The organism is Rhizobium sp. BT-226, from assembly GCF_025847085.2.
GTDB classification, from domain to species: domain Bacteria; phylum Pseudomonadota; class Alphaproteobacteria; order Rhizobiales; family Rhizobiaceae; genus Rhizobium; species Rhizobium sophorae.
Map to the genome: position 1 here is coordinate 874,471 of NZ_JAOYTI010000002.1, position 26,393 is coordinate 900,863.

A 26,393-nucleotide genomic window follows, 5' to 3' on the forward strand; every position below is an offset into this window, starting at 1 on the left:
TAATAGCTCTCTTTCGCCTTACAAGCGCCGGATTTAGCACTCCGCTCAGAACGCTGCCAAACTGTTGCATTTTTGCCGAAATGGCGGTTAAACCCTTATTTTCGCTTCATGGCTTCGGCAAATGCTGCACCGAATGCACCCTGGCTTTCGGCTTTCTGCGCCGCCGGCCGGCGTTCGCTCTGCGGCCGGGAACCCTGACTTCCGCGAGAATCACCACGCGGCGGAGGGGCTGAAGAGCCGTCATCACGTTTCATCGAGAGAGCGATGCGCTTGCGCTTGGCGTCGACTTCGACAACCCGCACCTTGACGACATCGCCGGCCTTCACGACTTCGTGGGGATCCTTGACGAAGCGATCGGCAAGCTGGGACACATGCACCAGACCATCCTGGTGCACGCCGATATCGACGAAGGCGCCGAAGGCGGCGACATTGGTCACCGTGCCTTCCAGCACCATGCCGGGCTTGAGGTCGGAAATTTCGTTGACGCCCTCGGCAAAGGTCGCGGTCTTGAAGCTTGGACGCGGGTCGCGGCCGGGCTTTTCCAGCTCCGCGATGATGTCTTTGACCGTCGGCAGACCGAATTTCTCATCGATGAACTGGCGTGGATCAACCGATTTCAACACCGCGCTGTCGCCCATCAGCGCGCGCAGATCGCGGCCGCAGGCGGCGACGATCTTCTTGGCGACGCCGTAAGCCTCCGGATGCACCGAGGAGGCATCGAGCGGCTCCTTGCCGTTGGGAATGCGCAGGAAGCCGGCGCATTGCTCGAAGGTGCGGCCGCCGAGGCGGGCGACCTTCAGGAGATCCTTTCGCGTCTCGAAACGGCCTTCGCTGTCGCGGTGGCGGACGATGGCGTCGGCGATCGACGGGCCGAGGCCGGAGACGCGCGACAGCAGCGGCGCAGACGCGGTGTTGAGATCGACACCGACGGCATTCACCGCGTCCTCGACGACGGCATCGAGCGAACGCGACAGCTTCTGCTGGTCGACGTCGTGCTGATACTGGCCGACGCCGATCGATTTCGGCTCGATCTTGACGAGTTCGGCCAGCGGGTCCTGCAGGCGCCGCGCGATGGAGACGGCGCCGCGCAGCGACACGTCGAGATCGGGGAATTCCGCCGCTGCAGTCGCCGAGGCGGAATAGACCGAGGCGCCGGCTTCCGACACGATGACCTTGGTCGGCTTCGGCGCCGGCAGCTCGGCCAGCATGTCGGCCACCAGCTTTTCGGTTTCACGGCTGCCGGTGCCGTTGCCGATCGAGATCAGCTCGACATTATGCTTGCGGATCAGCGATGCGAGCTCGACCTGGGCGCCGCGCACATCGTTCCGCGGCTGGAAGGGATAGACGGTCGATGTCGCCACCACCTTGCCGGTGCCGTCGACGACGGCGACCTTGACGCCGGTGCGGATGCCGGGATCGAGACCCATCGTCGCGCGCGAGCCGGCGGGCGCCGCCAGCAGCAGGTCCTTGAGATTGCGGGCGAAGACGTGGATCGCCTCTTCTTCGGCCCTTTCGCGCAGTTCCCGCATCAGGTCGAGCGAGAGCGACATGGAAAGCTTGACGCGCCAGGTCCAGCTTGCGACCTCCATCAGCCAGCGGTCGCCGGGACGGCTCGTACCGATCTCGTAAGCAGCCACGATCATGCGTTCGACCGGCTTGTTCGGAGAGATCGTCTCGGCGTCGGCCTCGATCGTCAGCGTCAACACCTCCTCGTTCCAGCCGCGCAGCATGGCGAGCGCGCGGTGGCCCGGCGCAGTCGCCCAGCGTTCGGAATGGTCGAAATAATCGGAAAACTTCTCGCCCGTCGCCTGCTTGCCGTCGACGACTTTTGCCTTCAGCAGTGCGGCCTGGCGCATATGGGCGCGCAACTTGCCGAGCAGGTCGGCATTTTCGGCAATGCCTTCGGCGATGATGTCGCGCGCGCCTTCGAGCGCCGTCTTCACATCGGGTACGTCAGCTGTGACGAAGCCTTCGGCCAATACCGCCGGTTCCCTGGCTCGGTCGGCAAGGATCGTCTCGGCGAGCGGGCCGAGGCCGCGTTCGCGGGCGATTTCCGCCCGTGTGCGGCGCTTCGGCTTGTAGGGCAGATAGAGATCTTCGAGCTCGGCCTTCGTTTCGGCGCCAGCGACCTTGGTCATCAGCTCGTCGGTCATCTTGCCCTGGCCGGTGATCGATTCGACGATCGCGTCGCGCCGGGCTTCGAGTTCGCGCAGATAGACCAGCCGCTCGGCGAGATTGCGCAGCTGCGTATCATCCAGCCCACCCGTCACTTCCTTGCGGTAGCGGGCGATGAAGGGCACGGTTGCGCCCTCGTCGAGCAGCTCGATGGCGGCTTTGGCCTGTTCGGGCCGGGCGTTGATTTCGGCGGAGATGCGGGCTGCGAGAAAACGAAGGTCTGCGGCCATGGGATTTCCTGTTTCGTCAGAGGTGGCGGGACCATAGCGGCGAAAAGCGGCAAGGCAATGCCCGACTGTGGTTTCCACAGCGGAAGTTGTGGTTGGGCGATCGTCGGCGTGTCGCCCCACCCCATCGCTCTCGTCCGTTTTTGCGGTTGTGCAGATGCGGCATTCTTTGATAGCAGAAGCAACGTTTTTGGATCGCCCTGCCCGCGGGCGCAAGGAAAAGATTGACATGCCAAACCTTCTTCTCGAACTCCGCTCCGAAGAGATTCCGGCCCGCATGCAGCGCAAGGCTGCCGGCGACCTGAAGAAGCTCGTCACCGATGCGCTTGTCGAAGCGGGTCTGTCCTACGAGGGCGCACGCGAATACTGGACGCCGCGGCGGCTTGCGCTCGACATCCATGGCCTGACGGCCCGTTCCGCCGATGTGCGCGAGGAACGCAAGGGACCGCGAACCGACGCCAACGAGAAGGCGATCGAAGGCTTTTTGCGCGGCGCTGGCCTGTCCTCCGCCTCCGAGGCGCAAGTGGTGAGCGATCCGAAGAAGGGCGATTTCTACGTCGCAGTCATCTCCAAGCCCGGCCGTGCGACAGAAGAGATCGTCAGCGATGTCATGCCCGGCATCATCCGTGATTTTCCCTGGCCGAAATCGATGCGCTGGGGCAAGGCCTCGTCGAAGCCCGGTGCGCTGCGCTGGGTGCGGCCGCTGCAGTCGATCGTCTGTACCTTCGGCCCGGAGCATGAAGAGACCACCGTCATTCCCTTCGAGATCGACGGCATCACCGCTTCCAACATCACCTATGGCCACCGTTTCCACGCGCCCGAGGCGATCACGGTGCGGCGCTTCGACGATTATGCGGCGAACCTGGAAAAGGCGAAGGTCATCCTCGACGCCGAGCGGCGCAAGGACATCATCCTGCACGACGCCCGCGACATCGCCTTTGCCAACGGGCTGGAGCTAGTGGAAGACGAAGGCCTGCTGGAGGAAGTCTCCGGCCTCGTCGAATGGCCGCAGGTGCTGATGGGCAGTTTCGAGGAGGATTATCTCTCGATCCCCTCAGAAATCATCCGGCTGACGATCAAGACCAACCAGAAGTGTTTCGTGACGCGGCCGCAGGGAGGCGAGACGCTGTCGAACAAGTTCATCCTGGTCTCCAACATCCAGGCGAGCGACGGCGGCAAGGAAATCGTCCACGGCAATGGCAAGGTGGTGCGGGCCCGGCTTTCGGATGCGCTGCATTTCTGGAAACGCGACCAGGGCAATCTGCCGGATCTCGAGACGCTCACGGCTTCGGCGGTAAAGTTCGGCCTCGACATCAACAAGCCGCTCGACCAGCGCATGGCCAAGCTCGATGCACTCGATGTGACGTTCCATGCCAAGCTCGGCACACAGGGCGCGCGCGTCGCCCGCATCCGCACGCTTGCCAAGGAATTGGCTGGCATCACCGGCGCCGACGCGGCCCTGGTCGATCGCGCCGCCGTGCTCGCCAAGGCCGATCTGCGCACCGAGGCCGTCGGCGAATTCCCGGAACTGCAGGGCTTGATGGGCCGCAAATATGCGGTGCTGCAGGGTGAAGATGCCTCCGTTGCCGCGGCGATCGAGGACCACTACAAGCCCCAGGGCCCATCGGACCGCGTGCCTGAGGACAGAGTGGCGATCACGATCGCCCTTGCCGACAAGCTCGATACGCTGATCGGCTTCTGGGCTATCGACGAAAAGCCGACCGGGTCGAAGGATCCGTTCGCCCTGCGGCGGGCGGCCCTCGGCGTCGTCAGGATCCTGCTGGAGCGAAGGATCCGCCTGCCGCTGCTGGCAACGACCAGGGATGGCGACCTGCTCTCCTTCTTCCACGATCGTCTCAAGGTCTATCTGCGCGACCAGGGCGCCCGCCACGATCTGATCGACGCCGTGCTGACGCCCGACGCCGACGACCTGTTGATGGTGGCGCGCCGCGTCGAAGCGCTGACGGCCTTCATCACCTCGGAGGACGGCAAGAACCTGCTTTCCGGCACCAAGCGGGCAACGCAACTGCTCGCCGCCGAGGAAAAGAAGGGCACGGTGATCGCTGATGCCGTCTCGGAAGCGCTTCTGAAGCTCGATGCCGAGAAGGAGCTGTTCGCCGCGATCTCCAGCGCCTCGAAGGATGCGGCAAGCGCCGTGGCCGCAGAAGATTTCCGCTCGGCAATGGAAGCGCTCTCCAAGCTGCGCGGCCCGGTCGACCGTTTCTTCGAAGAGGTACTCGTCAACGACGAGGACGCCGCCATCCGCGCCAACCGTCTCGCTTTGCTGCGGCTGATCCGCGAGGCGACGGGAACGGTTGCGGATTTCTCGAAGATTTCGGGGTGATGTTCGGCCGCCATCGACGGTCTGGCATTGCCGCCGCCGTGGCGTTATTCATGCAGACATGCAGAGCAAGATTCTTGTCAGCGCCTGTCTCATGGGCCACGCCGTCCGCTATGACGGGCGGGCGAAGCCGTTGCTTCATCCTGTGATCAAGACATGGCGGGCCGAGGGCAGGCTGGTGACGATCTGTCCGGAGATGTCGGCGGGCATGACGGTGCCGCGGCCGCCGGCGGAGATCGCAGAGGCGGCAACCGGCGAAGAGGTGCTGGCCGGCAAGGCGCGGGTTGTCGAATTGACGGGGGCCGACGTGACGGTAGAGTTCCTCCTGGCGGCGGAAAATGCCGTGGCGCTCGCCAGGCAGGCCGGCTGCCGCTATGCGCTGCTCATCGACGGCAGCCCGTCCTGCGGATCCAGCTTCATCTACGACGGCACATTTTCCGGCGGCAAGCAGGCCGGCAACGGCGTGACGGCGGCGGCGCTGAAAGCTGATGGCGTCGAGGTGTTTTCCGATCGGGACATCGAACGGCTGATCGAGCGTATCGCGCAATGAGCTTCAAATGGCACGGCCGCCGGAGATCCGACGGCCGCTAAGAATTTGGTGATAAAAACGCTTTTTGTCCCCGCGTCGTTTAGGCGGCACGGCGACCTTGATGCATGGCCGGGGCAGCGCTTTCGCCACTGACGCGGAAGCCGCGGATGAGATCGATCAGCTCGTCGGTGTCGCTGGCGAGCGTCTCGGCCGATGCCGTGGTCTCTTCGGCCATGGCGGCATTCTGCTGGGTGGCGGCGTCGAGCTGGTTCATCGACGAGGAGATCGAGCGCAGCGTCGTATCCTGTTCGGAAGCGCTGTGGGCGATCTTGGCGACGATCTCGTTGGCGGCCTTGATCTGGTCGGAGATGCGCTTCAGCGCCTCGCCTGCCTCGCCGACCAGACGGACGCCGTGATCCACCTGGCTGGAGGAACGGGCGATCTGGTCCTTGATCTCCTTGGCGGCCGCGGCCGAACGCTGGGCGAGTTCACGGACTTCCTGGGCGACGACTGCAAAACCCTTGCCGCTTTCACCGGCACGAGCCGCCTCGACGCCGGCATTCAGCGCCAAGAGGTTGGTCTGGAAGGCGATCTCGTCGATGACACCGATGATCTTGGTGATTTCCGAGGACGACTTCTCGATGCCGCTCATCGCCTCGATCGCCTGGGTGACGATCGCATCGCTGCGGGTGGCTTCGGTGCTGACCGAATGGACGCGCTTGCTCGCCTCATGGGCGCCATCGGCCGTCTGGCGGACGGCGACGGTGAGTTCGTCGAGGGCGGCCGAGGTTTCTTCCAGGCTTGCGGCCTGGCGCTCGGTGCGCTGCGACAATTCGTTCGAAGCGCGGCGGATCTCTTCCTTGCTGGTGCCGATATCGGTGCCTTTGGCGCTGACCTTGGCCATGGCGGCTTCGAGATGCGACAGCGCATCGTTGAAGTTGTCGCGAAGGGCGGCGTATTTCTGGCCGAGATCCGCGCAGCGGACGGTGAGATCGCCGCGGGCGATCATCTCCAGCGCCTGGCCGATCGTCGTCACCACGCGCGCCTGCAGCGTTGCCTCGTCCTGCTGCTGGCGCAAGTTGTTTTCGCGCTCGCTTTCCAGCGCCAGCTGCTGGGCCGCCTCGCGATCCGACATCTGATGGCGCTCCCTGATCTTTTCCTGCAGCGAGAGCGTCGCCTTGGCCATCATGCCGACTTCATTGTTCATGCCGATATGCGGAATGGCGATCGAAACGTCCTCTTCGGCGACAGCCTTCAGCGCGGCATGGACGTTGTTGAGAGGTCCCGATATGCCGCGAATGACCACGTAGGCGGCCGTCATGGCAAGGAAGAACAGAACGATGCTGCCGGAGAGCGCGGTCAGGATCGTGCTGTTTATCTGAGCATCGAGATCGTCCATATAGACGCCGGTGACGACGACGACCTTCCAGGGGTCGAAGGCCTGTCCATAGGCCGTCTTGCGGTAATCGCCGACCGGCTGGCCCGGCTTGCTGGTGGAATGAAATTCGACGAGACCGCCGCCCTGCTGCCCGAGCTTGACCAGCTCTTCGCGATAGAGCTTGCCCTTGCTGTCCGGCTGGGCCTTCAGGTTCTGCCCCACTTTCGCGGCATCGTAGTGGAACATCATCTGGACGTCGTAACTATAGCCGAAGAAATAGCCGTCGGGATCGTATTTCATCCCGTTGACGGTCGTATAGGCCTGCTTCTGGGCATCCTCCAGCGTCATTTCGCCCGCGGTGACCTTGGCCTGGTAAAGCTTGAGAACGGAGACCGCCGACTGAACCTCGGCGCGCAGCATGTCATAGCGCTCCTTGTAGATCGCATCGACCGAGGAGCGGATCTGCAGGGAGGTGGCGATCGCAAAGGCGATCATCAGGCCGACAACCAGCAATATGAGCTGCTTCGATATCTTCAAATTTTTCATGACGCCTCGCAACGGGAATGAATGGCTGCATTCCGGTGCGGTTTTCTACCGCCTGTGCGAGCGCGCCAAACAAGACGGCGCGTCTACCGCTGCTAAAACAAACATGCTGCGACCGGGTAAGTAACAGTTAAAGCTCACCCTATAAAAAAGCTTTAACTTTATTGAACGCGATGTGAACTTCCCTCAAAATCAGGGGGCAGAGTTACAAGGCGCACCACCGGATTTTCATCCGTCGGCATAGCATCACTTCTTTTTCGAGTTCTCAGCTTGCCCGGCCCATCAAAACATGAATGCACCCCCGCTGCTCATCGAGGGTGCATTCGGCCCACCTGCGGTGGACCCCCAAACGATCGAAACCTTGATCAGGCGGGGGCAGGGAACTTTTGCTTTACGCAATTCCCGGCAAAACCGCTTCGCGCTTTGCCTGGAAGTTGCTTTAAAAACGCAGCTTGAAATCGGAAACGTTAAGCGCTGCCGGCTGTTCCGCAATCCCGGCTGCAACGGGCCTGGCGTCGCCGCCGATGACGGCCGCGGTCGTCGCACTCATGTCGATGCCGTCGGCAGGCGGGGCTGGAGGCGCCGCGGCAAGCATCGCTTCCGGGGTCGCCTTGCTGACGAAGACGACGGGGGAGCCGCCCATCCAGCCTTCGGTGCGATAGATCTTCTTTTCGCCGCCGACATCGCGGATTTCACTCGCCTGGAGGACGCCGGGCTTCAGCTCCGGCACCGTATAGTCCCTCTTGGTCAGCTCGGCCTGGAGCGGCGGGCAATGGGCGCAGGTTTCGGTGACGATGCTGCCTTCAGCGGACGGCGCAGTCTTGCCGACCACCTCGATCGAGGACGCCATCGCAGAACCTGCCATCAGCAGGATTGCCGCACCGAGGAAAATCTGACGCATCAAAGTTACTCCGTCTCATCTTCGGAGCAAATTAGCGCGGCTTTGTTTCCATCCCGTCAGGGGAAAGGGTAAAAATTTAAAGAACGGGCCGGTTTATACTCATTCCGAGCCGGTTTCGCGATCGATCGCGCGCCAGCCGATGTCGCGCCGGCAGAAGCCGTTTTCCCATTGCACCCTGTCAAGCAGCGCGTAGGCGCGGTCCTTGGCCTCGGCGACCGTGCGGTCTGACGCAGTAACATTCAGCACACGGCCGCCGGTCGCAACCAATGCGCCGTCCTTCAGACCCGTGCCGGCATGAAACACCTTCTCGCCCTCGCCTGCATCCGGCAGGGAGAGAATCGGCGTGTTCTTCTCGTAGGCGCCGGGATAACCCTTGGAGGCCATGACCACCGTCAGTGCCGGATCGTCGCTCCATTCGGCGCTGACCTGATCGAGCGTGCCGTTGGCGGTGGCGAGCAGCAGCGGCAGGAGATCGCTCTTCAACCGCATCATCAGCACCTGGCATTCGGGGTCGCCGAAGCGGACATTGTATTCGATCAGTTCCGGCCCCTTCTTGGTGATCATCAGCCCGGCGAAAAAGACGCCGGAGAAGGGATGGCCGCTCTCGGCCATGCCGCGCATCGTCGGCTCGATGATCTCCTTCATAGTGCGCTCGACCATTTCGGCAGTCATCACAGGCGCCGGCGAATAGGCGCCCATGCCGCCGGTATTGACGCCGGTATCGCCCTCGCCCACCCGCTTGTGATCCTGGGCGGTTGCGAGCGGCAGCGCGTGTTTTCCGTCGCAGAGGCAGAAGAAGCTCGCCTCCTCGCCGTCGAGATAGGCTTCGACGACGACTTCGGCGCCGGCTGCGCCAAAGGCGCCCTCGAAACAATCGTCGACGGCATCAAGCGCCTCGTCGAGCGTCATCGCCACCGTCACGCCCTTGCCGGCGGCCAGGCCGTCGGCCTTGACGACGATCGGCGCACCCTGCGCGCGGATATAGGCCTTGGCCTTCGGCGCATTGTTGAAGCGCTGATAGGCGCCTGTGGGAATGCCGTAGCGGGCGCAGATATCCTTGGTGAAGCCCTTGGAGCCTTCGAGCTGGGCGGCGGCAGCGGACGGGCCGAAGACCGCCAGGCCGTCGGCGCGCAACCGGTCGGCGAGGCCGGCGACGAGTGGCGCTTCGGGACCGACGACGACGAAGTCGATCGCCTTGTCCCGGCAGAAGGCGGATACCGCTTCATGATCCTCGATATTGACCGGCACGAGGACGGCGTGTTCGCCAATGCCGGGATTGCCGGGCGCAGCGTAGAATTCGCTCATCAACGGCGATTGGGCCAGCTTCCAGGCGAGCGCATGCTCGCGTCCGCCCGATCCGATCAACAGAACCTTCATGCGCCACCCCTTTCCTGTTCCGTCAGGCGGTTAAGGGCCACAGGCTGAAAGGTCAAGCGAGAAAGCTTACCAGCCCCCGCCACCGCCGCCTCCGCCACCGCCGCCGGAAAAGCCGCCGCCGGAGGAACCGCCACTGGAGAAACCGGAGGATGAACTCGACGGCGGCGAGGGTATCGTCGAAGCAATGGTCGAGGCCATCGACGAGGAGAACCCGCCGACGTGGTCGGAGAAGCTGCCGCTGCCGAAATCGCCGGAGTACCAGGAGGGATCATAGGCCGCAGCCGCGCCGGCGGCAGCGGCCGCAAGCCAGGTCTCGAAGGTGCGTGACCAAGGTTTTTCGACGCCCAAAGCCACGGCGTAGGGGAGCAGGGTCTCGAAATGCTGCGGCGACATTTCAGGCGCGCCCGCCATGTTCATGCGGTCCTTCTCGGCAAGCGTCAAATATTGCCGCAGGCCGTCAATGCCGTCCATCATTTTGGCGCCGAGCGGAGTCGGCGCGCCCATAATGAAGAAATAGAGGACGTTGAGCAGCACGATGCCGCCGATAGCAAAGAGCAACGGCGTCTCGTGCAGTTCCACGAGCGAAGAGGCAAAGGAGAGAACGCTGAGCAGAAGGATGCTCACCCCGACGAAAACAATGATGGCGGTGACCACGAGTGCGACGATCCTGCCGAACAGCGACCTGCTGCGATAAAGCGGCCGGGCGAACGTGGCGACGAAGACGGCAATGAAGGCCGAGATGGCGAGCGGAATCAGCATCAGCACGACCGTATCGGGCTCCAGCGACCCGACAATGAACGGCGCCGCCAGGAAGACGGCACTGAACGCGAGGCCGCCGATGGTGTAGCCGATGTTGGAATTGTAATATTTGCCGCGGTGTTCCTTCTCGATCGCCGAGCGGAAGGCCTGACCCACCGATCTCACATGCTCGCCATTGGCTTTGTCAATCGTCAGCGTCCTGCCTGCTGCCCCGGCGGCTTTCAGGAGTTCGCTCTCGCCGGCCTGCAATTTTTGTCCGCCGAGCGGCCTGCCGGTGCCGCTTATGATGATCGAATTCTTGAGGTCTTCGAGCTTGACATACCCGCGGACGGCCAGATCGAGGGCGGTCGCGGCGAGCGCCGTCCAGCCGCCGCCGAAGAAGCCCTTATTGTCGATATAGTTGACCAGGGCCGGCGAGATGCCCTCTGGTGCATCCCAGCGCGGCACGACGACACCGCGGGCGGGATCGCGGCCGACCTTCAGCCAAGATCTCGCATAATAGGCGAAAACCAGGATCAGGCCGCCGAAGCCGATGAAATAATCGCGGTTATCCATCAGCCACCATGTGCTCTCCATATCCTTGCTCGGCGGATCGATCGACCCTTTCGGCATGCGGATCGCGAAGGTCAGGCCATCATTGGGGTTGAGGCGCGCGGTGGTGGAAAAGACGAGGCCGGCTGCAGTTTGGCTGACGCGGGCATTCTTTTCCGTCGCGCCCTTCGGGCCGGTGAAAAAGGTCGTCCCCGTGGCAGCGACCCCGGGCGGCAGCTTCACCGTCGCGCTGGCCGAAAGGATCGGGAAGAGCCAGCCATTGCCGGTGGCATTCCAGTAGAGTTCGTCATGATCATCGAAATAGCGGATCTGGCGATTGGTCCTGTAGGTGAAGACGTAGCGGTGAAGGCCGGGAGTCACGGTCAACTCGGCCAAGCCCGTATAGATGCGGATGCCGCCTGATATCTTTTCCGTATGCCAGGGCTCATCCTTGCCGTCGCGCTTCACCGAGATGACATCGAAGTCGACGCTGCGGCGACGGCCGCCGGCATCGGTGAAATAGAGCGGGAAGTCCCGGAAGATGCCGTGCTTGATCCGGTCGCGCTCGGCATTGACAATGACGGTTTCCCTCACCGTCATCGCACCGCTCTTTTCGAGCGCAATGTCGGAGACGAAACTGTCGATCAGCTCCGTGGCAAGGGCCGCCGGGGCGCTAAGCATCAAGAGCAGTGCAAAACAAAATCCGAAAAACCGACGCCCCATCCCTGTCTCCCCGCCGGCAGCCTCGGCTGCGTGTTTCGTCAATCTTGGTCCTGATAGGTCACGCCGAGTGCTGCCAGCGTCCGCCAATAGGCGGGGAAGGTCTTGCCGACGCAATCGGGATCGAGAATGGTGATGCCGTCGATCTTCAGCCCGGCGAGTGCGAAACTCATGGCGATGCGGTGATCGGCGAAGCTGTCGATCTCCGCCGGCAGATGCTGGCCCACAAGTGCGGGATCCGATTGCACGATCAGATCGTCGCCCTCTTCGCGGGCCAGGCCTGAAACAATGCGGTTGAGGCCGGTCGAGAGCGCCCGGATGCGGTCGCATTCCTTGACGCGCAGGTTGGCGATGCCGACGAAGCGAACCGGCGTCTCGTTGAAGGCGGAAAGCACGGCAAGGGTCGGAACGGCATCCTGCATCTGCGAGCCGTCGATCTCTGCCGGCAGATGCGGGAATTTGGCGATGATGTCATAGGCGCGCGCATCCGGCTGCGAAAAGGCGTCGGAGGGAACACCGAGATCGATCGCGCCGCCGGTCAGGACTTCGGCGGCCCAGAGATAGGTCGCAGCCGAAGCATCCGGCTCGACGATGAAGTCGGCAGCGCGGTAGCCGGTCGGCTCGACGCGCCAGGTGACCGGGCTGGTCTTCTCGACCTTGGCGCCGAAAGCCTTCATCGCCGCGGTGGTCAGATCGATATAGCCGAGCGCGCCGATATCCTCGCCGACGAGTTCGATATCGACCGACCGGTCGCCGCCGGCCGCCATCATCAGCAGCGCCGAGACATACTGGCTGGACAGGCCGCCATCGATGCGGATGCGGTCGGCCTGGAAGCGGCCGGTGCCCTTGACCGTGACCGGCGGGCAGCCAGTCTCGGCACTCACGTCGATGCCGAGCGTGCGCATCGCCTCGACCAACGGGCCGATCGGGCGCTTGCGCATATGCTCGTCGCCATCGACGACGACGGTGCCGTCGACCAAAGCCGCAGCCGCCGTCAGGAAGCGGGTCGCCGTGCCAGCATTGCCAAGGAAGAGCGGCGCTTTCGGCGGCTTGAGCCTGCCGCTGCCGGTGACGACGAAGGTGGTGTCATCGGGTTCGTCGATCGCAACACCCATGGCGCGCAACGCTTCGGCCATATAACGCGTATCGTCGCTCTTCAGCGCCCCAGTCAGCCGGCTCGTGCCCTTGGCAAGGCCGGCGAGCAGCAGGGCGCGATTGGTGATCGACTTGGAGCCCGGCGGCATGGCGCGGCCTGAAAGCGGCCTGCCCGGCGGGATGATCGTGAGTTTGGCTGTACGTGTCATGCTGTTCTTCCGTCCATGGGGCGACTCTAAAGCGCGTGCCGCGCTTTAGGTATTTGGTTTTGCGCATGTCGTCATCGCAAAACCGCTGCACACTTTTGCGCGACATGCTATAGCCGGCCGCGATCTGCCCCTGCTCTTAATCGCTTTCTCGCAAAGGCAAAATGCCGGATCGTCAGAATTTCACGGTGGGGACGGCGCGGTCGGCCTCGTTGGTGATTTCGAAATATTCCCGCTTGGCAAAACCGAACTGACCGGCAACGAGATTGGACGGGAAGCTTTCGACCTTGACGTTCAGATCGCGGGCGGCACCATTGTAATAACGCCGCGCCATCTGCAGCTCGCCTTCCATGGTTTCCAGCGAAGCCTGCAGCTCGGCAAAGTTCTGGTTGGCCTTGAGATCGGGATAGGCTTCGGCGAGCGCAATGACGCGGCCGAGTGCCTGGCCGAGCAGACCTTCCGCCTGCGCCCTGCCGGCGACATCGCCCGATGGCACGGCCTGCGCCTTGTTGCGGAGCTCAACCACCTCTTCAAGCGTCGACTTTTCATGGGCGGCATAACCCTTGACCGTCTCGATCAGGTTCGGGATCAGGTCGGCGCGGCGCTTAAGCTGGACGTCGATGCCCGACCAGGCCTCTTCCGCCATCTGCCGCGCGCGAACCAGGCCGTTGTAAATGAAGACGAGATAGAGCGCGATGACAACGATAACAGCGAGTATCACATACATGCAGATGAGCTCCCCGATTTGATGATCGCACGTTAGTGATTCGGCATAACAAAGTCATCTTGGCGCAATCATTCTTTGACTGATTTCGATCAGACTTTGGAAATACCGCTCGGCTAAAAACTTATTCGCCAATCCGGAGCATAGGCATCCATCTTCTCGCTCTCTCGCCAGAGGTTGAAACGTTCGGTCCAGCGTTGCTCGACACCAAGCGCGACGGCGAAGGGCAGATGGTGCTCGTAGCATTCGATCGACATTGGCGGGCCATCGATCTCGCCGTGGAAATAACGGTGCAAACTGAGGATGTTATTGCGCATCTGCCGCTGCTTCGACGTTGGCATGCGCAGCATCGCCAGAACGACGATAATGCCGACAATGTGCAGCAAGATCGCCACCAGATATGGCTGCTGTTCGCCGATCACCTCAGTCATGCCAATATAGCCAAGCGAAAGAATCATCAGCGCTGGAAGACTCACAAACAAACTAATCGCCTGTTTGAACTGCTCGGAGGTGCCGGTGGCCGCGGGAAACCGCTCTGGATGGCGGAACATTGTTACAACTAGAAAAAGAATAAACAATATCCCGCAGATAGCCGCTGAAAAGATCAAGAGGCCCGACAAATAGGCCGTGGCAATGCCAAGAGCTAGAATCGTCGCCGAAGTCGCCAACGCTGCTCGATCTGCGCCGCCCCTAACTTTCCGATATTCCTGAGCGACTGTCTGATGCAAGTCACGTTCGAAACCATACAGGGCATATACGACGGTGCGCCGATCATTGATAGGCCGCTCTCCTTCAATTCGACCAAACACCGAACGCGTCACAGCTGGAAGACCATACCATCTGGCGCGCGCCACTTTGCCCTTCTTGCGCACCTGCCTGGCAGACAAATCCGAAGCTTCAGCATTCTCTCCAAGGCCAGAAATGCGAAGCAGTCTCTTCATTGCGAGATGGCAGACAGACGCCATGAAGGCTGCCTTTGCAGCATCCAGCTTCCAGTTCCGAAACACATAGGCGGCTAGAGCAGGCGATATGCTCTCCGTCTTCTTGCTGTCGACAGCAATTGAAGGTGCAGGCAATCGCCAGCTCTGCCCCAATCTAATGAGGACAAACAGACCGGCGAGGAGCGGTCCCAAAATGCTTATGAATGGGAGAAAGTGATCGGAAAGCCACCACTGCACCCGCTCGCCGCTCGTTACGGTCACAAAGGTCCCTGCGGGATATTCGATCTCAATGTCCGGCAGCTCTCGATCCGCTTTACCTACTGGAATAGATACCAAGATCTCATTCGGTGCGCTCCGCGTAATGTCATAGGCCGCCGCCCGATCCTGTTGCGAGGGGCGTACCGTTCCGCCGGGCGGCAGTTTTAGAGTAAGCGTTTTTTTCGCTCCCTGGCCGTGCACGCGGCCCATATAGGCCGGCAGGAAGAGAACCTCGCGATCGCCTTCCTGACGAACCAGGCGTCCGAGCCAGTAAGCGATCTGGATCTTTGTGACACCGGTGGGCAGATCTGCAGAACAGCTTTTGCAGTGCTCCGTTCCTATGTAAACCGAATAGCCCGGCACATTGTTTTCTTTGAAATAATATTCGTCGATTCCGTCACGCCGGGCTGCGGCCAGTTCGAAATCTCGCCAGTGAACACCACCTGACGCATCCGTGAAACGTTGAGGGATATCAACGTAGACGCCGCCGTAATTTTCCGCCTTTTTGACCAAAATGTCGAAGTGTTCCGACACAAACGCACTGCCGTCGGTATAGACTTCGATCGTAGTGTTTGCCGAAGAGACGGTGAATTCTTTGTCGAAATTGCTGCACGAAGTCAGGACGAACAGCATGGCGCATAAGATGGGCCATGCTAAAAGGCGCAACATCCTGGGGGCGGAATTTTCATACAAATGTTTAAAGTAAAGAATGCCGCTCTTCAAAAGAGATACCGAACGTGATCGCAACACCCACAAGACAATGTGGGGGCGGTTTGCGCAATACAAAAGAAGCGTAGCGCCGAAAGCGACGGAAATTTTCGAGACGGCTTTTACGCCGCCTCGCTCGTCAGGTTGACGCCGCCGGCGTCGGTCAGCAGGAAGGCTTCGCCACAGGCCTTGGCAAGCGTGCGCACGCGCAGGATATAGCTCTGGCGCTCGGTGACCGAGATGACGCCGCGGGCATCGAGCAGGTTGAAGACATGGCTTGCCTTGATGCACTGGTCATAGGCCGGGAAGACGCATTTGTGCAGGCGCTGGTTGGCGTTGTCGCCGGGGGCGCCGGCATCGAGCAGCGCCCGGCATTCCTTCTCGGCATCGACGAAGTGGCGATGCAGCATCTCGGTGTTGGCGAATTCGAAATTATGGCGCGAATATTCCTGCTCGGCCTGCAGGAAGACGTCGCCATAGCTGATCTTTTCGTCGCCGTCGCGGCCGTTGAAGTTCAGATCATAGACATTGTCGACGCCCTGGACATACATGGCGAGGCGTTCGAGACCATAGGTCAGTTCCCCGGCGACCGGCGAGCATTCGATGCCGCAGACCTGCTGGAAATAGGTGAACTGCGAGACTTCCATGCCGTCGCACCAGCATTCCCAGCCGAGGCCCCAGGCGCCAAGCGTCGGGCTTTCCCAGTCGTCTTCGACGAAACGAATGTCGTGCAGCAGCGGATCGAGGCCGATCGCCGCCAGCGAACCGAGATAAAGCTCCTGCAGGTTGGGCGGGTTCGGCTTCAGGATCACCTGGTATTGGTAATAATGCTGCAGCCGGTTCGGGTTTTCGCCATAGCGGCCGTCGGACGGGCGCCGCGACGGCTGGACATAGGCCGCCTTCCACGGCTTCGGGCCGAGGGCGCGCAGCGTGGTGGCCGGATGGAACGTACCGGCACCGACTTCCATGTCGTAGGGTTGCAGCACCGCGCAACCCTTGTCCGCCCAGTAGTTATGCAGGGTCAGGATCAGCGCCTGGAAGGAGCGCTTCGGGTTCATATGGTCTGGGATAGCTGACATCGAACGGCACCGATTGCTTGGGATTTATCGGCGCGACAGGTGCCATGGAGGGCGGCGGGGGTCAAGACATTTGCGGCGGACAGCCGGCGATGGCCGATATGGAAGAGGACTTCGCCGCCTCTCACCCTAACCCTTGTGGCAGCGGGGAATACCCCCCTCTGCCCTGCCGGGCATCTCCCCCACAGGTGGGGAGATCGACCAGTGGCTAGGGTTTCCCCAAACAACGAAAGCGCCTGCGCGAAGCAGTCAGGAAAGTCGAGACATTTCCCCTTGCCAATCTCCCCCCCTTGTGGGGGAGATGTCCGGCAGGACAGAGGGGGGTTCCAAGCCCGCCCTACGCTGCGCACTGCTAAGCGACTGCCGGATGAGAGGCAGATGAGTGGCGACGCCTTTTATTCTCCCTCGCGCTTCAACCGGTATTCTCCCGTCGCCGGGTCCTTGATCAGCGTGCCGATTGCGCCGGTCTGGCGCTCCTTTTCAGCGCGCCGCGACTTTTCGGCGAGCTTGCGGGCATCGGAGACGAAGCGGCGGTAGAGCCACCAGGCTGAGAAAACCAGGACCAGGATCGTAATAAGCTGTGCCATGCCCCTCTCTTGCTCCCTTCAAAGTCCGAAACGGCTCCACAATGCTCTCTCTTCCGCCGCTTCGACAAGCCCCGTAGCGAGGCCGGATGCAGCACCTTCGAGCGAGACTGGCGATACACCGGGAATCCGGCGGCCGAACAGGCCGCGGCCGGCGGTGACAAGCTCCAGCTTGGTCTTCTGGCCGTAACGCCTCTTCAGTTCCTGGCGCATGTCGCCGAGGCCATCGATGAGGCCGAGTTCGAGGCCGCGTGTGCCGCTCCAGAACAGGCCGGAAAACACCGTCGCATCGTCCGTCAGCTTGCCGGCACGGCGCTCGCGCACCATGGAGATGAAGACCTGGTGAATTTCGAGCTGCAGGCTCTTCAGATACTCGATGTCCTTTTCCTTTTCCGGCTGGAAAGGATCGAGGATCACCTTGTTTTCGCCCGCCGTATAGACGCGGCGTTCGACGCCGATCTTCTTCAGCAGTTCGGGAAAGCCGAAACCGCCGGAGACGACGCCGATCGAGCCGACGATGGAGGTGGCGTCGGCGATGATCTCATCGCCGGCCAGCGCGATCATGTAACCGCCCGAGGCGGCGACATCCTCGACGAAGACCAGAACCTTCTTCTGCTTTTCGCGGGCGAGCTCGCGAATGCGGGTGAAGATCAGGCGCGACTGGACGGGCGAGCCGCCCGGCGAATTGATGGAGATGGCCACCGCCGGTGCGTCCTTCATGGCGAAAGCCTTTTCCAGAACCGGAGAGACATTGGCGAGGTTGAGGGTCGGCCGGAACTGGCCGCCGCCGCTGATGATCGCCCCCTGCAGGCGGACGACCGGAATGGTGATGCCGTCCTTGCGGAACCGTTTCGGCAGCAGCTTTCTCAAGAATCCGGCCATTTCCCATCCTTTGCTTCGGGTCGCACGATCGTCACCCATGTATGCGCTGGAACGACAAACGCAATGGCTGCGTTCCTGAAAACATTGGGCTTGACTTTGTTGTTGCGAATGACTTGCATTATCATTCTAACTCGTCATAGTGCACGCACGATAAAACAGGTGGAAATCGCATGGACGTGCTCAATCCGAATACAAAGAGCGGCTGGCGCCACGAACGCGGAGAAGCGTCGCTGTCGGATGTCTACCGCACCGTCGGAACCGGGCGTCACAGCTCGATGTGGCGAAGGGCGGCAGCCTTCGCCGGGCCGGGCTACATGGTCGCCGTCGGTTACATGGACCCCGGCAACTGGGCGACCTCGCTCGCCGGCGGCTCGAAATTCGGCTATGCGCTGCTCACCGTCGCGCTGCTTTCCAACCTGATGGCGATCGTGCTGCAATCGCTCTGCGCGCGCCTGGCGATCGCCTCCGGCCGCGATCTCGCGCAGGCCTGCCGCGACGCCTTTCCGAAATATGTCTCGCTGCCGCTCTGGGCCTTTGCGGAAATCGCCATCATCGCCACCGATATCGCCGAGGTGATCGGCACGGCGATCGGCCTCAATCTGCTGATGGGCATCCCGCTTGAACTCGGCGTGCTGATCACCGCGCTCGACGTCTTCGTGATCCTCTTCCTGCAGAAGCTCGGTTTCCGCTGGGTGGAAGCCTTCATCATCGCGCTGCTCGGCGTCATCGCGGTCTGCTTCGGCGTGCAGATCCTGCTGGCCGACCCGCAATGGGGCGCTGTTCTCACCGGCTTCTTCCCGACGACCGAGATCGTCACGAATCCCGAGATGCTCTACCTGGCGCTCGGCATTCTCGGCGCGACCGTCATGCCGCACAATCTCTATCTCCACTCCGGCATCGTGCAGACGCGGGCCTATGGCCATACGGTTCCCGAAAAGAGGGAGGCGCTGACCTTTGCGACGATCGACTCGACGGTCGCACTCTGTTTCGCGCTGCTGATCAACGCCTCGATCCTGATCCTGGCGGCCGCCGCCTTCAATGCGCACGGCAAGACCGACGTCGTCGAACTCGGCGATGCCTATTCGCTGCTGTCGCCGCTGCTCGGCCTCGCCATCGCGCCGACGCTGTTCGGCATCGCGCTTCTCTGCTGCGGCCTCAACTCGACGGTGACGGCGACGCTTGCCGGCCAGATCGTCATGGAAGGCTTCCTGAAGATCCGGCTGAAGCCGTGGGTGCGCCGCCTGATTACCCGCGCCATCGCCATCGTGCCGGCGGCGATCGTCACCATCTGGTATGGCGACCAGGGCACGGCGGAGCTTTTGATCCTCACCCAGGTGATGCTCAGCCTGCAGCTTTCCTTCGCCGTCTTCCCGCTGGTGATGTTTACCGCCGACAAGGCCAAGATGGGAGAACTGGTGGCGCCGCGCTGGCTGAGCGGCATTGCCTATCTGATCGCGATCGTGATCGCCGGGCTGAACGTCAAGCTGCTCTTCGACTTCGTCACCAGCTGAAGCATTTTCAGGAAAAGTGTGAAGCCAGTCTAAAGCCTGGCATAGGCCGCCCGACCATTGTTGAAATCATCGACGAGAGGGGAGAACTTATGGCTCCCCTCTTCGTGCATGATGAGGGCCGCCCGCAGCGACAGCCGCGCCCGCGATCCCTTGATACCAGTCACCAGTATCCGCACGGCGTTTTCACCCGGACGCGGATGGATGGCGGTGATTTCGATGCCGCCGAAGCGCCGGCCGCAGGCAGTGACGATCTCGGCGATCGACTGAGGCCTGGCGATCAGCGACAATTGCCCGCCGGGGATCATGATGGCGCCGGCCGTGCGGATCCAGCTTTCGAACAGGCCGTCGGTCATCGCATGGGCTTCGGCCTTCAGCGCATCCGGCGTGCGCCGGTCGCCGGCGTCGTTGAAGGGCGGGTTCATGATGACGTGGTGGAAGCTCTCATCGGTGAGCCCGGCAACGTTGCGCGCCTTGGCGGTCAGCGTCACATCGGCCTCGACGACGCTGACGCGGCCGGCGATGTGGGCATTGTCGGGCAGCAAGATGCTGCGGCGGGCATAATCGGCCATCTCGGCCGAGCGTTCGAAAAGCACCACTTCCGCATCGGCAAGGCGCGAGGCGACGGCAAGGCCGGCAGCACCGGCGCCGGCACCGAGATCGGCGACCCTGACCTTTCGATCGTCGGCGACCAGAGCCGCAAGCAGCATCGCATCCATGCCGGAGCGATGGCCCCTGCCCTTCGGTTGCACCACATGGAAGCCGCCGCGATGAAAGGCATCGACAGTCTCAGTGGCGGTCATCGGAACTCACTTCCGCTCACGCAGCTCGCCGCCGAGACCGGCATCGGTAAGGATGCGGCGCGCCTGATCGGCCATCTCCTCATCCACCAGCAGGCGGCGCGACAGCATGTCGAGCGAGCCTTCCAGCACGCTCATGCCCTGATCGGCGATGAAGCAGTGAATTCCGGCATCCTTCATCAAACTCTCAGCAAAGGAGAGAAGCACGGGGTCGTTGGCGCGGATAAGCTCATGCATTGCCGTCGTTTTCCTTCCAATTTCGCCCAGCGCGACAATTCACCCCTTGCCGCGTCCATCGCCCCTTTCTATTGTCAGGTGCAATGAATGAATAGGAGTCCGGGTCGTTGGGCGTGGTCATACCGCTTGAAGAAAGCAAAAACAAACTGGCATCCATAAAGCCGTTGGTCGATCTCACCAGGGCGGATATGGAGCGAGTAAACCAGCTCATTCTGTCTAAGGCCGGCTCCGATGTGCAGATGATCCCCGAAGTGGCGAACCATCTGATCTCGTCCGGTGGCAAGCGGCTGCGGCCGATGCTGACACTGGCCGCCGCATCGCTGTTCGACTACAGGGGCGAAAACCACGTCAAACTCGCCACATCGGTCGAGTTCATGCATACGGCAACGCTGCTCCATGACGACGTCGTAGACGAAAGCGATCTGCGCCGCGGCAAATCGACGGCGCGGATGATCTGGGGCAACCAGGCAAGCGTGCTGGTCGGCGACTTCCTGCTCGGCCAGGCCTTCCGGATGATGGTCGATGTCGGCTCGCTCGATGCGCTCGACGTCTTGTCTTCCGCCGCCTGCGTGATCGCCGAAGGCGAGGTGTTGCAGCTTTCCGTCGCCAAGAACATGGAGACGACGGAGGACGATTATCTCTCTGTCATCCGCGCCAAGACGGCAGCTCTCTTTGCCGCCGCCGCCGAAGTCGGGCCGATCGTCGCCGAGGCCGGCCGGTCCGGCCGCAATGCGCTGAAATCCTACGGTATGAATCTCGGGCTCGCCTTCCAGCTGGTCGACGACGCGCTCGACTACGGCGGCAAGGCCGCCGATCTCGGCAAGAATGTCGGCGACGATTTCCGCGAGGGCAAGATCACCCTGCCGGTCATTCTCGCCTATCGCCGCGGCACCGCGGATGAGCGCGCCTTCTGGCGCGATGCGATCGAGGCCGGCAACAGCACCGACGCCAACCTCGAAAAAGCGCTGGGACTGATCACCAAATACGGTACGCTCAGCGACACGATCGGCCGCGCGATCCATTACGGGACGATCGCGCGCGATGCGCTTGCGCCCCTTCCCGATACGGTCTGGAAATCCGCCCTGATGGAAGTGATCGACTTCTGCATCGAGCGGGTCAATTGATCAAACGTCCTTGATCGCCGGCTGATTTTCTTGCAGCGCCGCTTCAAAAAAGCCATCCTGTTATGAATCAGTGATCGCAACTGATTTTGCGACCGGCACCATTTGTCGGGACGCTGTCGAAGAAAGGTTTCCTAATGCGGCAGAGAATCGCCATCCGTCTTCTTACGAGCGCAGCGCTAGCCGCTGTCCTTTCGCTCAGCGGTGTCGGCGGCGCGAACGCCGAGGATGCGGCCAAGACAGACGATGCCGGCACTGCCGTTCACTTCGATGCGGACAGCGTCACCACTTTCTCCGGCGCCTTTCTCGCCGCACGCACCGCCGATGTCGATCATGACTACGAAACGGCGATCGAACTCTACAAGAAGGCGCTGCAGATCGAGCCCGGCAATCCCGAGATTCGCCAGCGTTTGATGATCTCGCTGCTGCTCAATGGCGATATCAAGGACGGCGTCAAATATGCCAATGACCTGAAGGGCGATCCTTCCGTCGAGCGCATCACCACGATCGTGCGCGGCATGGATGCCGTGCGCCGCGGCGACTACAAGTCCGCCGAGGCCATTCTGAAATATAAGGGGCCAAACGATCTCGACCGGATGATGAACGACCTGCTGCTTGCCTGGGCCCGCGTCGGTGCCGGCCGCGGCAAGGAAGCGCTCACGATGGTCGAGAAGATGAAGGGGCCGGACTGGTTTCGCATCTTCCAGAATTACAATGCCGGCGCCATCGCCATCGCCATCGGCGACGTGAAATCCGCCCGCAAGCATCTGAACGATGCCGTGCTCGACAAGGAAGGGGGTGCTACGGCGCCCGACACCTTCATGCGCGCCGTGATGGCGCTTGCCCGCCTCGAAGCAACACAAGGCAATAAGCAGAAGGCGCTCGACGCCGTTTCCGTCGGCGACAATCTGCTGCCGAACTATGCGCCGCTGAACGCGCTGCGCGACAGTATCGAAAAGAACGAGAAGCAGGAACAGCAGGTCAGGACGGCCGAAGAAGGTGCCGCCGGCGTGCTCTTTTCGGTCGGCGGCGCGCTGAACCGCGACGGCGCCGAGGACATCGTCTCGCTTTACCTGCAGACGGCCAAGGCGCTCGACCCGAACAGCGCCGATACGCTGGTGCTGCTCGGCGGCATCGCCGAAAAGCAGAACCAGATGGACCGCGCCATCGCGCTCTACAAGAAGGTGCCGGAGAATTCGCCGATGCGGCGCATCTCCGAGCTGCAGCTCGGCCTTGCCCTTGCCCAGGGCGGCAAGGTGGACGAGGCGCGCAAGCACCTGCAGGCGCTGATCGCCTCCGACCCGAAGGACATCCGCAGTTACCTCGCCTATGGCAGCGTGCTCTCCGACGCCAAGGACTACCAGGCGATGGCCACGAATTACGACAAGGCCGTCGAAACGATCGGCCCCATTCCCGGCCGCGCCAACTGGAGCGTCTTCTTCCAGCGCGGCATCGCCTATGAGCGGCTGAAAAAGTGGGACCAGGCGGAACCGAACTTCCGCAAGGCCTTAGAGCTCAATCCCGACCAGCCGCAGGTGCTGAACTATCTCGGTTATTCCTGGATCGACATGAACCGGAACCTCGACGAAGGTCTCGGCATGATCAAGAAGGCCGTCGAGCTTCGCCCTGACGACGGCTACATCATCGATTCCCTCGGCTGGGCCTATTTCCGCCTCAACCGCTTCGACGAGGCCGTCGACGAGCTGGAGCGGGCCGCACAGATCAAGGCCGGCGACGCGACGATCAACGACCATCTCGGCGATGCCTACTGGCGCGTCGGGCGCAAGCTCGAGGCCGTCTACCAGTGGAACCGGGCGCTCGCCTCCGAGCCCGAAGCTGCCGAGATCCCCAAGATCAAGGACAAGGTCGCCAACGGCCTGCCTCCCGTCAGCGACGATGCCAAGGCGGCCGACAAGAAGCAGCCGGATCCGGCGCCGGTTACCCCGCCACCGGTCGACAAGAAATCCTGACGGGCTGACAATATGCCTGAAGGGGGCTTGGCCGAGGCTTTCGGCGTCACCGAAGAGGCGCGCGCGAAGATCAACCTCGCCCTGCATGTGACGGGCCAGCGGGCAGATGGTTATCATCTGCTCGACATGCTGGTGACCTTCGCCGATTGCGGCGACCGGCTGGGCTTCCTGCCTTCGCAGGCCGACACGTTCACCCTGTCTGGCCGCTTCGGCGAAACGCTTGCCGACGATGGCGGCACCAACCTGGTGCTGCGGGCGCGCGATCTGCTGCGCGAAGCGGTCGGCGCCCTCGCCTTCCCTGTCCATATCCACCTGCAAAAGAACCTGCCGATCGCCTCCGGCATCGGCGGCGGCTCGGCCGATGCAGCGGCGACCCTGCGCGGCCTGATGCGGCTCTGGGGCATGAGCCTGCCGGTGGAAGCGCTTGCTACGCTCTCGCTGAAGCTCGGCGCCGATGTGCCGATGTGCCTGGAGAGCCGGCCGCTGATTGCCCGCGGCATCGGCGAACAAATCGAAGCTGTGCCGGAACTGCCGGCCTTTGCCATTGTGCTCGCCAATCCGCTGAAAGGCGTCTCGACGCCGGAAGTTTTCCGGCGGCTGCCCGCGAAGAACAATCCGCCTCTGAAACTGGCTTCAAATCTCGCTGGGACTGCCGACTGGCTCGCGGCGATCGGCATCGCCCGCAACGACCTGGAGCCGCCGGCGCGCGAACTCGTGCCCGAGATTTCGGCGATCTCGGCAATGCTGCAGGCCCGCGGCGCCCTGCTCACCCGCATGTCCGGCTCCGGCGCCACCTGTTTTGGCATCTTTACTACTATGGCCGCTGCGCAAGAGGCGGTGACAACTCTTCACGGCGAGCGGCCGGACTGGTATTTCCAGGCGACGGAAACGGTTTCGGGAGGCGCATGATGGCAGGTCTGGACGAAAAGCGGCCCTTCATCGCGGTCGGCATTGCGGTTCTCACGATCTCGGATACACGCACGCCGGAAACGGACAAGTCAGGCGACACGCTGGCGGCGCGGATCACGGAGGCGGGGCACAGGCTGGTCGACCGGGGGATCGTGCCCGATGATCGCGAAAAGATCGCCGCGCGGGTGAAGGCCTGGACTGAGAACCAAGACATAGACGTCGTCATCACCACAGGCGGCACCGGCTTTACCGGCCGCGATGTGACGCCAGAGGCGCTGGAGCCTTTGTTCGAAAAGCGGATGGACGGCTTTTCCGCCATCTTCCACCGCATCTCCTACGAGAAGATCGGCACGGCGACGATTCAATCGCGCGCCACGGCAGGTGTTGCCAACGCCACGTTCATCTTCGTGCTGCCGGGTTCGCCCGGCGCCTGCCGGGATGCCTGGGACGGCATTCTGAAAGGACAGCTCGACTATCGCAGCGCGCCGTGCAATTTCGTCGAGATCATGCCGCGTCTGGACGAGCACCTGAAACGCGGCGCGACAAAATAGACTGCCTGCAACAGCGGCATTCTTATGTCGCAAGGCCCGGCAGGACGGGCATCGTGTCCCAGCTGTCACCCGACAGCAGGACGCAGCTTATGCCGTGAACATCCGTGACGATGAGGGTCCAAGTGCCGCTTTCGGCGGCATAGACCTCGAGAATGGCGTTCTGGTTGATCAGTCCGACTGCCGTGAGCTTTTCGGCGAAGTTCTTGTCCAGGAAATTGACGATTTCGGGTCGGCCTGCGCAACTGCGCATCATCTGCGATGCTGCCGAATGCGGATGCGCGATCACCAATGTCGGCAATATGACGGCCATGAGGCCGTAGATCATACTGCGTACGCCGTAGATCCTACCGCGTGTCATGACGCACCTCCTTTCGCCGGGTACCCGGCAGAAGAGGAGATTTTTCGCTGACCTGTTCTGCCGTTCACCGGCATTTCATGGCCATTCCGTTGCGAAGCGCGGCGCTTCGACGGCGCCATGCACTAATTATAGCGCGAAATCCTATTGGGCGCCATCTTTTGCGCGATGACGGGAGGAGCATGATACTCCTCCGAGGTTCGGCGACCCGCCCCTCATCCGGCTGCCGCCACCTTCTCCCCGTAAACGGGGCGAAGGGACATGCCGCACCTGCTTCCCTCAATCTCGACGCTGCGTTTGGCACGTCCCCTCTCCCCGTTTTTTACGGGGAGAGGGTTAGGGTGAGGGGCTGCCATTGGCGCGAAGGCAGGATGACGAAGAGCGGAATTGCTTAGCGTGCGGCGCGGGCGACCCAGGACGGAATGAGTTCGCTCGCGAGCTTGCGCGGCTTCTGGCCTTTGACGAATTCCGTAAGAGCCATCCCGCTTTTGGCGGTGGCGAGCGCCAGCTTCTTCGGCATCAGCAAACCAAGCTCCAGCGGCGGCACGGCCCGGCCGACACGCTGGAAGAACGGGCGCCGATAGCCGCGCGAAGCGGTGAAGCGCGCCGGCAGTTTGTTCAGTGCGACGTATTCGGCGATTTCATCGATCCAGCCGGCCTGTGGTCTCGCGCCCGGCTCGACGAAGAGCAGCCATTCACCGCGGGCGGAGCGGACGATGTCCTTGATATCCCATTGCGAATGGAAGCGGCAGCCCGCGGCGTCGGCGACCCGCGAGGTGCCGTCGCGCGAGCCGTGATCGAGTACGACCACGTCGCTCACCAGCCCCTCCACCGCGCCTGCCACCAATACCGATAATGTCTGTGCCAGCTCAGATTCCTGATCCTGACATTCGAGAACAACCGTCAACATTGACCATTTATAATGCGCCGCACAAATTTTTGCCAGCGCCGTTTTCCTCATTTTGTTCTTGCATTGTTCTCGTTTTG

The 26,393-nt window shown here is 62.1% G+C and carries 22 protein-coding genes; 7 read left to right on the forward strand and 15 right to left on the reverse strand.

Features of this window, described 5'->3' with window-relative positions; genetic code table 11:
- Positions 1–95: 95 nt before the first annotated feature.
- Entirely contained in the window at positions 96–2,405 is a 2,310-nt protein-coding gene (locus OIU37_RS14595) for a Tex family protein (protein ID WP_180693662.1), read from the reverse strand.
- 226 nt (positions 2,406–2,631) lie between these two features.
- Between OIU37_RS14595 and glyS the strand changes: the two genes are divergently transcribed.
- Positions 2,632–4,746, forward strand: coding sequence for a glycine--tRNA ligase subunit beta (gene glyS / locus OIU37_RS14600; RefSeq protein ID WP_180693663.1), 2,115 nt, complete (start codon positions 2,632–2,634; stop codon positions 4,744–4,746).
- A 58-nt stretch (positions 4,747–4,804) separates the two neighbouring features.
- On the forward strand, positions 4,805–5,293 hold the full coding sequence (locus tag OIU37_RS14605) for a DUF523 domain-containing protein (protein WP_264257859.1): 489 nt from the start codon (positions 4,805–4,807) through the stop codon (positions 5,291–5,293).
- A gap of 79 nt (positions 5,294–5,372) precedes the next feature.
- Here the strand turns inward: OIU37_RS14605 and OIU37_RS14610 are convergent, their stop codons facing one another.
- The 10 genes from OIU37_RS14610 to OIU37_RS14655 all read right to left on the reverse strand — a co-directional run bounded on the left by OIU37_RS14610 (position 5,373) and on the right by OIU37_RS14655 (position 17,955).
- On the reverse strand, positions 5,373–7,196 hold the full coding sequence (locus OIU37_RS14610; protein WP_264257861.1) for a methyl-accepting chemotaxis protein: 1,824 nt from the start codon (positions 7,194–7,196) through the stop codon (positions 5,373–5,375).
- 436 nt (positions 7,197–7,632) lie between these two features.
- Complete coding sequence (locus OIU37_RS14615; protein WP_182210450.1) at positions 7,633–8,094, reverse strand: plant virulence effector HPE1-like domain-containing protein; 462 nt, start codon at positions 8,092–8,094, stop codon at positions 7,633–7,635.
- A 99-nt stretch (positions 8,095–8,193) separates the two neighbouring features.
- Entirely contained in the window at positions 8,194–9,471 is a 1,278-nt protein-coding gene (purD, locus tag OIU37_RS14620; protein ID WP_264257864.1) for a phosphoribosylamine--glycine ligase, read from the reverse strand.
- A 66-nt stretch (positions 9,472–9,537) separates the two neighbouring features.
- A complete protein-coding gene (locus tag OIU37_RS14625) occupies positions 9,538–11,484 on the reverse strand; it encodes a DUF2207 domain-containing protein (RefSeq protein ID WP_264258490.1) in 1,947 nt (648 codons plus the stop codon).
- A gap of 38 nt (positions 11,485–11,522) precedes the next feature.
- Positions 11,523–12,785, reverse strand: coding sequence for a 3-phosphoshikimate 1-carboxyvinyltransferase (locus tag OIU37_RS14630; RefSeq protein ID WP_264257866.1), 1,263 nt, complete (start codon positions 12,783–12,785; stop codon positions 11,523–11,525).
- Positions 12,786–12,957: 172 nt separating this feature from the next.
- Positions 12,958–13,509: a LemA family protein gene (locus OIU37_RS14635; protein WP_264257868.1), complete on the reverse strand. Its 552-nt coding sequence runs from the start codon at positions 13,507–13,509 to the stop codon at positions 12,958–12,960.
- Between the two features lie 113 nt (positions 13,510–13,622).
- The gene (locus OIU37_RS14640; RefSeq protein WP_264258491.1) at positions 13,623–15,374 is read right to left on the reverse strand and encodes a DUF2207 domain-containing protein; all 1,752 of its coding nucleotides are present in this window, start codon (positions 15,372–15,374) and stop codon (positions 13,623–13,625) included.
- Positions 15,375–15,535: 161 nt separating this feature from the next.
- A complete protein-coding gene (locus tag OIU37_RS14645; RefSeq protein WP_171601456.1) occupies positions 15,536–16,492 on the reverse strand; it encodes a glycine--tRNA ligase subunit alpha in 957 nt (318 codons plus the stop codon).
- 392 nt (positions 16,493–16,884) lie between these two features.
- A complete protein-coding gene (locus OIU37_RS14650; RefSeq protein WP_168311394.1) occupies positions 16,885–17,076 on the reverse strand; it encodes a hypothetical protein in 192 nt (63 codons plus the stop codon).
- Between the two features lie 18 nt (positions 17,077–17,094).
- Entirely contained in the window at positions 17,095–17,955 is an 861-nt protein-coding gene (locus OIU37_RS14655) for a S49 family peptidase (RefSeq protein ID WP_171601457.1), read from the reverse strand.
- Between the two features lie 170 nt (positions 17,956–18,125).
- On the opposite strand from OIU37_RS14655, the gene OIU37_RS14660 reads away from it, so the two are divergent.
- Positions 18,126–19,466, forward strand: coding sequence for an Nramp family divalent metal transporter (locus OIU37_RS14660; RefSeq protein WP_264257871.1), 1,341 nt, complete (start codon positions 18,126–18,128; stop codon positions 19,464–19,466).
- 29 nt (positions 19,467–19,495) lie between these two features.
- On the opposite strand, the gene OIU37_RS14665 is transcribed toward OIU37_RS14660, so the two are convergent.
- Entirely contained in the window at positions 19,496–20,266 is a 771-nt protein-coding gene (locus OIU37_RS14665; RefSeq protein WP_264257873.1) for a tRNA1(Val) (adenine(37)-N6)-methyltransferase, read from the reverse strand.
- 6 nt (positions 20,267–20,272) lie between these two features.
- The gene (locus OIU37_RS14670; protein WP_264257874.1) at positions 20,273–20,500 is read right to left on the reverse strand and encodes a DUF2007 domain-containing protein; all 228 of its coding nucleotides are present in this window, start codon (positions 20,498–20,500) and stop codon (positions 20,273–20,275) included.
- 107 nt (positions 20,501–20,607) lie between these two features.
- On the opposite strand from OIU37_RS14670, the gene OIU37_RS14675 reads away from it, so the two are divergent.
- From OIU37_RS14675 to moaB, 4 genes are all read left to right on the forward strand, one after another.
- Positions 20,608–21,624 carry a polyprenyl synthetase family protein gene (locus tag OIU37_RS14675; RefSeq protein WP_171601460.1) on the forward strand — a complete coding sequence of 339 codons (1,017 nt, stop codon included), beginning with the start codon at positions 20,608–20,610 and terminating at the stop codon, positions 21,622–21,624.
- A gap of 134 nt (positions 21,625–21,758) precedes the next feature.
- A complete protein-coding gene (locus OIU37_RS14680; RefSeq protein ID WP_264257876.1) occupies positions 21,759–23,591 on the forward strand; it encodes a tetratricopeptide repeat protein in 1,833 nt (610 codons plus the stop codon).
- 12 nt (positions 23,592–23,603) lie between these two features.
- Positions 23,604–24,500 carry a 4-(cytidine 5'-diphospho)-2-C-methyl-D-erythritol kinase gene (locus OIU37_RS14685; RefSeq protein WP_264257878.1) on the forward strand — a complete coding sequence of 299 codons (897 nt, stop codon included), beginning with the start codon at positions 23,604–23,606 and terminating at the stop codon, positions 24,498–24,500.
- Positions 24,500–25,051, forward strand: coding sequence for a molybdenum cofactor biosynthesis protein B (moaB, locus tag OIU37_RS14690; protein ID WP_020048682.1), 552 nt, complete (start codon positions 24,500–24,502; stop codon positions 25,049–25,051). The genes OIU37_RS14685 and moaB overlap by 1 nt, the downstream gene beginning before the upstream one ends.
- A 22-nt stretch (positions 25,052–25,073) precedes the next feature.
- Here the strand turns inward: moaB and OIU37_RS14695 are convergent, their stop codons facing one another.
- On the reverse strand, positions 25,074–25,409 hold the full coding sequence (locus OIU37_RS14695; protein ID WP_171601463.1) for a hypothetical protein: 336 nt from the start codon (positions 25,407–25,409) through the stop codon (positions 25,074–25,076).
- A gap of 388 nt (positions 25,410–25,797) precedes the next feature.
- Positions 25,798–26,316: a glycosyltransferase family 2 protein gene (locus OIU37_RS14700; RefSeq protein ID WP_171602156.1), complete on the reverse strand. Its 519-nt coding sequence runs from the start codon at positions 26,314–26,316 to the stop codon at positions 25,798–25,800.
- Positions 26,317–26,393: the final 77 nt, after the last annotated feature.

Excerpts from the sequence above, each read along its gene's own strand:
- OIU37_RS14595 (WP_180693662.1), bottom strand. The coding sequence starts at position 2,405 with ATGGCCGCAGACCTTCGTTTTCTCGCAGCCCGCATCTCCGCCGAAATC.
- glyS (WP_180693663.1), top strand. The coding sequence starts at position 2,632 with ATGCCAAACCTTCTTCTCGAACTCCGCTCCGAAGAGATTCCGGCCCGC.
- OIU37_RS14605 (WP_264257859.1), top strand. The coding sequence starts at position 4,805 with ATGCAGAGCAAGATTCTTGTCAGCGCCTGTCTCATGGGCCACGCCGTC.
- OIU37_RS14610 (WP_264257861.1), bottom strand. The coding sequence starts at position 7,196 with ATGAAAAATTTGAAGATATCGAAGCAGCTCATATTGCTGGTTGTCGGC.
- OIU37_RS14615 (WP_182210450.1), bottom strand. The coding sequence starts at position 8,094 with ATGCGTCAGATTTTCCTCGGTGCGGCAATCCTGCTGATGGCAGGTTCT.
- purD (WP_264257864.1), bottom strand. The coding sequence starts at position 9,471 with ATGAAGGTTCTGTTGATCGGATCGGGCGGACGCGAGCATGCGCTCGCC.
- OIU37_RS14625 (WP_264258490.1), bottom strand. The coding sequence starts at position 11,484 with ATGGGGCGTCGGTTTTTCGGATTTTGTTTTGCACTGCTCTTGATGCTT.
- OIU37_RS14630 (WP_264257866.1), bottom strand. The coding sequence starts at position 12,785 with ATGACACGTACAGCCAAACTCACGATCATCCCGCCGGGCAGGCCGCTT.
- OIU37_RS14635 (WP_264257868.1), bottom strand. The coding sequence starts at position 13,509 with ATGTATGTGATACTCGCTGTTATCGTTGTCATCGCGCTCTATCTCGTC.
- OIU37_RS14640 (WP_264258491.1), bottom strand. The coding sequence starts at position 15,374 with ATGTTGCGCCTTTTAGCATGGCCCATCTTATGCGCCATGCTGTTCGTC.
- OIU37_RS14645 (WP_171601456.1), bottom strand. The coding sequence starts at position 16,492 with ATGTCAGCTATCCCAGACCATATGAACCCGAAGCGCTCCTTCCAGGCG.
- OIU37_RS14650 (WP_168311394.1), bottom strand. The coding sequence starts at position 17,076 with ATGGCACAGCTTATTACGATCCTGGTCCTGGTTTTCTCAGCCTGGTGG.
- OIU37_RS14655 (WP_171601457.1), bottom strand. The coding sequence starts at position 17,955 with ATGGCCGGATTCTTGAGAAAGCTGCTGCCGAAACGGTTCCGCAAGGAC.
- OIU37_RS14660 (WP_264257871.1), top strand. The coding sequence starts at position 18,126 with ATGGACGTGCTCAATCCGAATACAAAGAGCGGCTGGCGCCACGAACGC.
- OIU37_RS14665 (WP_264257873.1), bottom strand. The coding sequence starts at position 20,266 with ATGACCGCCACTGAGACTGTCGATGCCTTTCATCGCGGCGGCTTCCAT.
- OIU37_RS14670 (WP_264257874.1), bottom strand. The coding sequence starts at position 20,500 with ATGCATGAGCTTATCCGCGCCAACGACCCCGTGCTTCTCTCCTTTGCT.
- OIU37_RS14680 (WP_264257876.1), top strand. The coding sequence starts at position 21,759 with ATGCGGCAGAGAATCGCCATCCGTCTTCTTACGAGCGCAGCGCTAGCC.
- OIU37_RS14685 (WP_264257878.1), top strand. The coding sequence starts at position 23,604 with ATGCCTGAAGGGGGCTTGGCCGAGGCTTTCGGCGTCACCGAAGAGGCG.
- moaB (WP_020048682.1), top strand. The coding sequence starts at position 24,500 with ATGGCAGGTCTGGACGAAAAGCGGCCCTTCATCGCGGTCGGCATTGCG.
- OIU37_RS14695 (WP_171601463.1), bottom strand. The coding sequence starts at position 25,409 with ATGACACGCGGTAGGATCTACGGCGTACGCAGTATGATCTACGGCCTC.
- OIU37_RS14700 (WP_171602156.1), bottom strand. The coding sequence starts at position 26,316 with ATGTTGACGGTTGTTCTCGAATGTCAGGATCAGGAATCTGAGCTGGCA.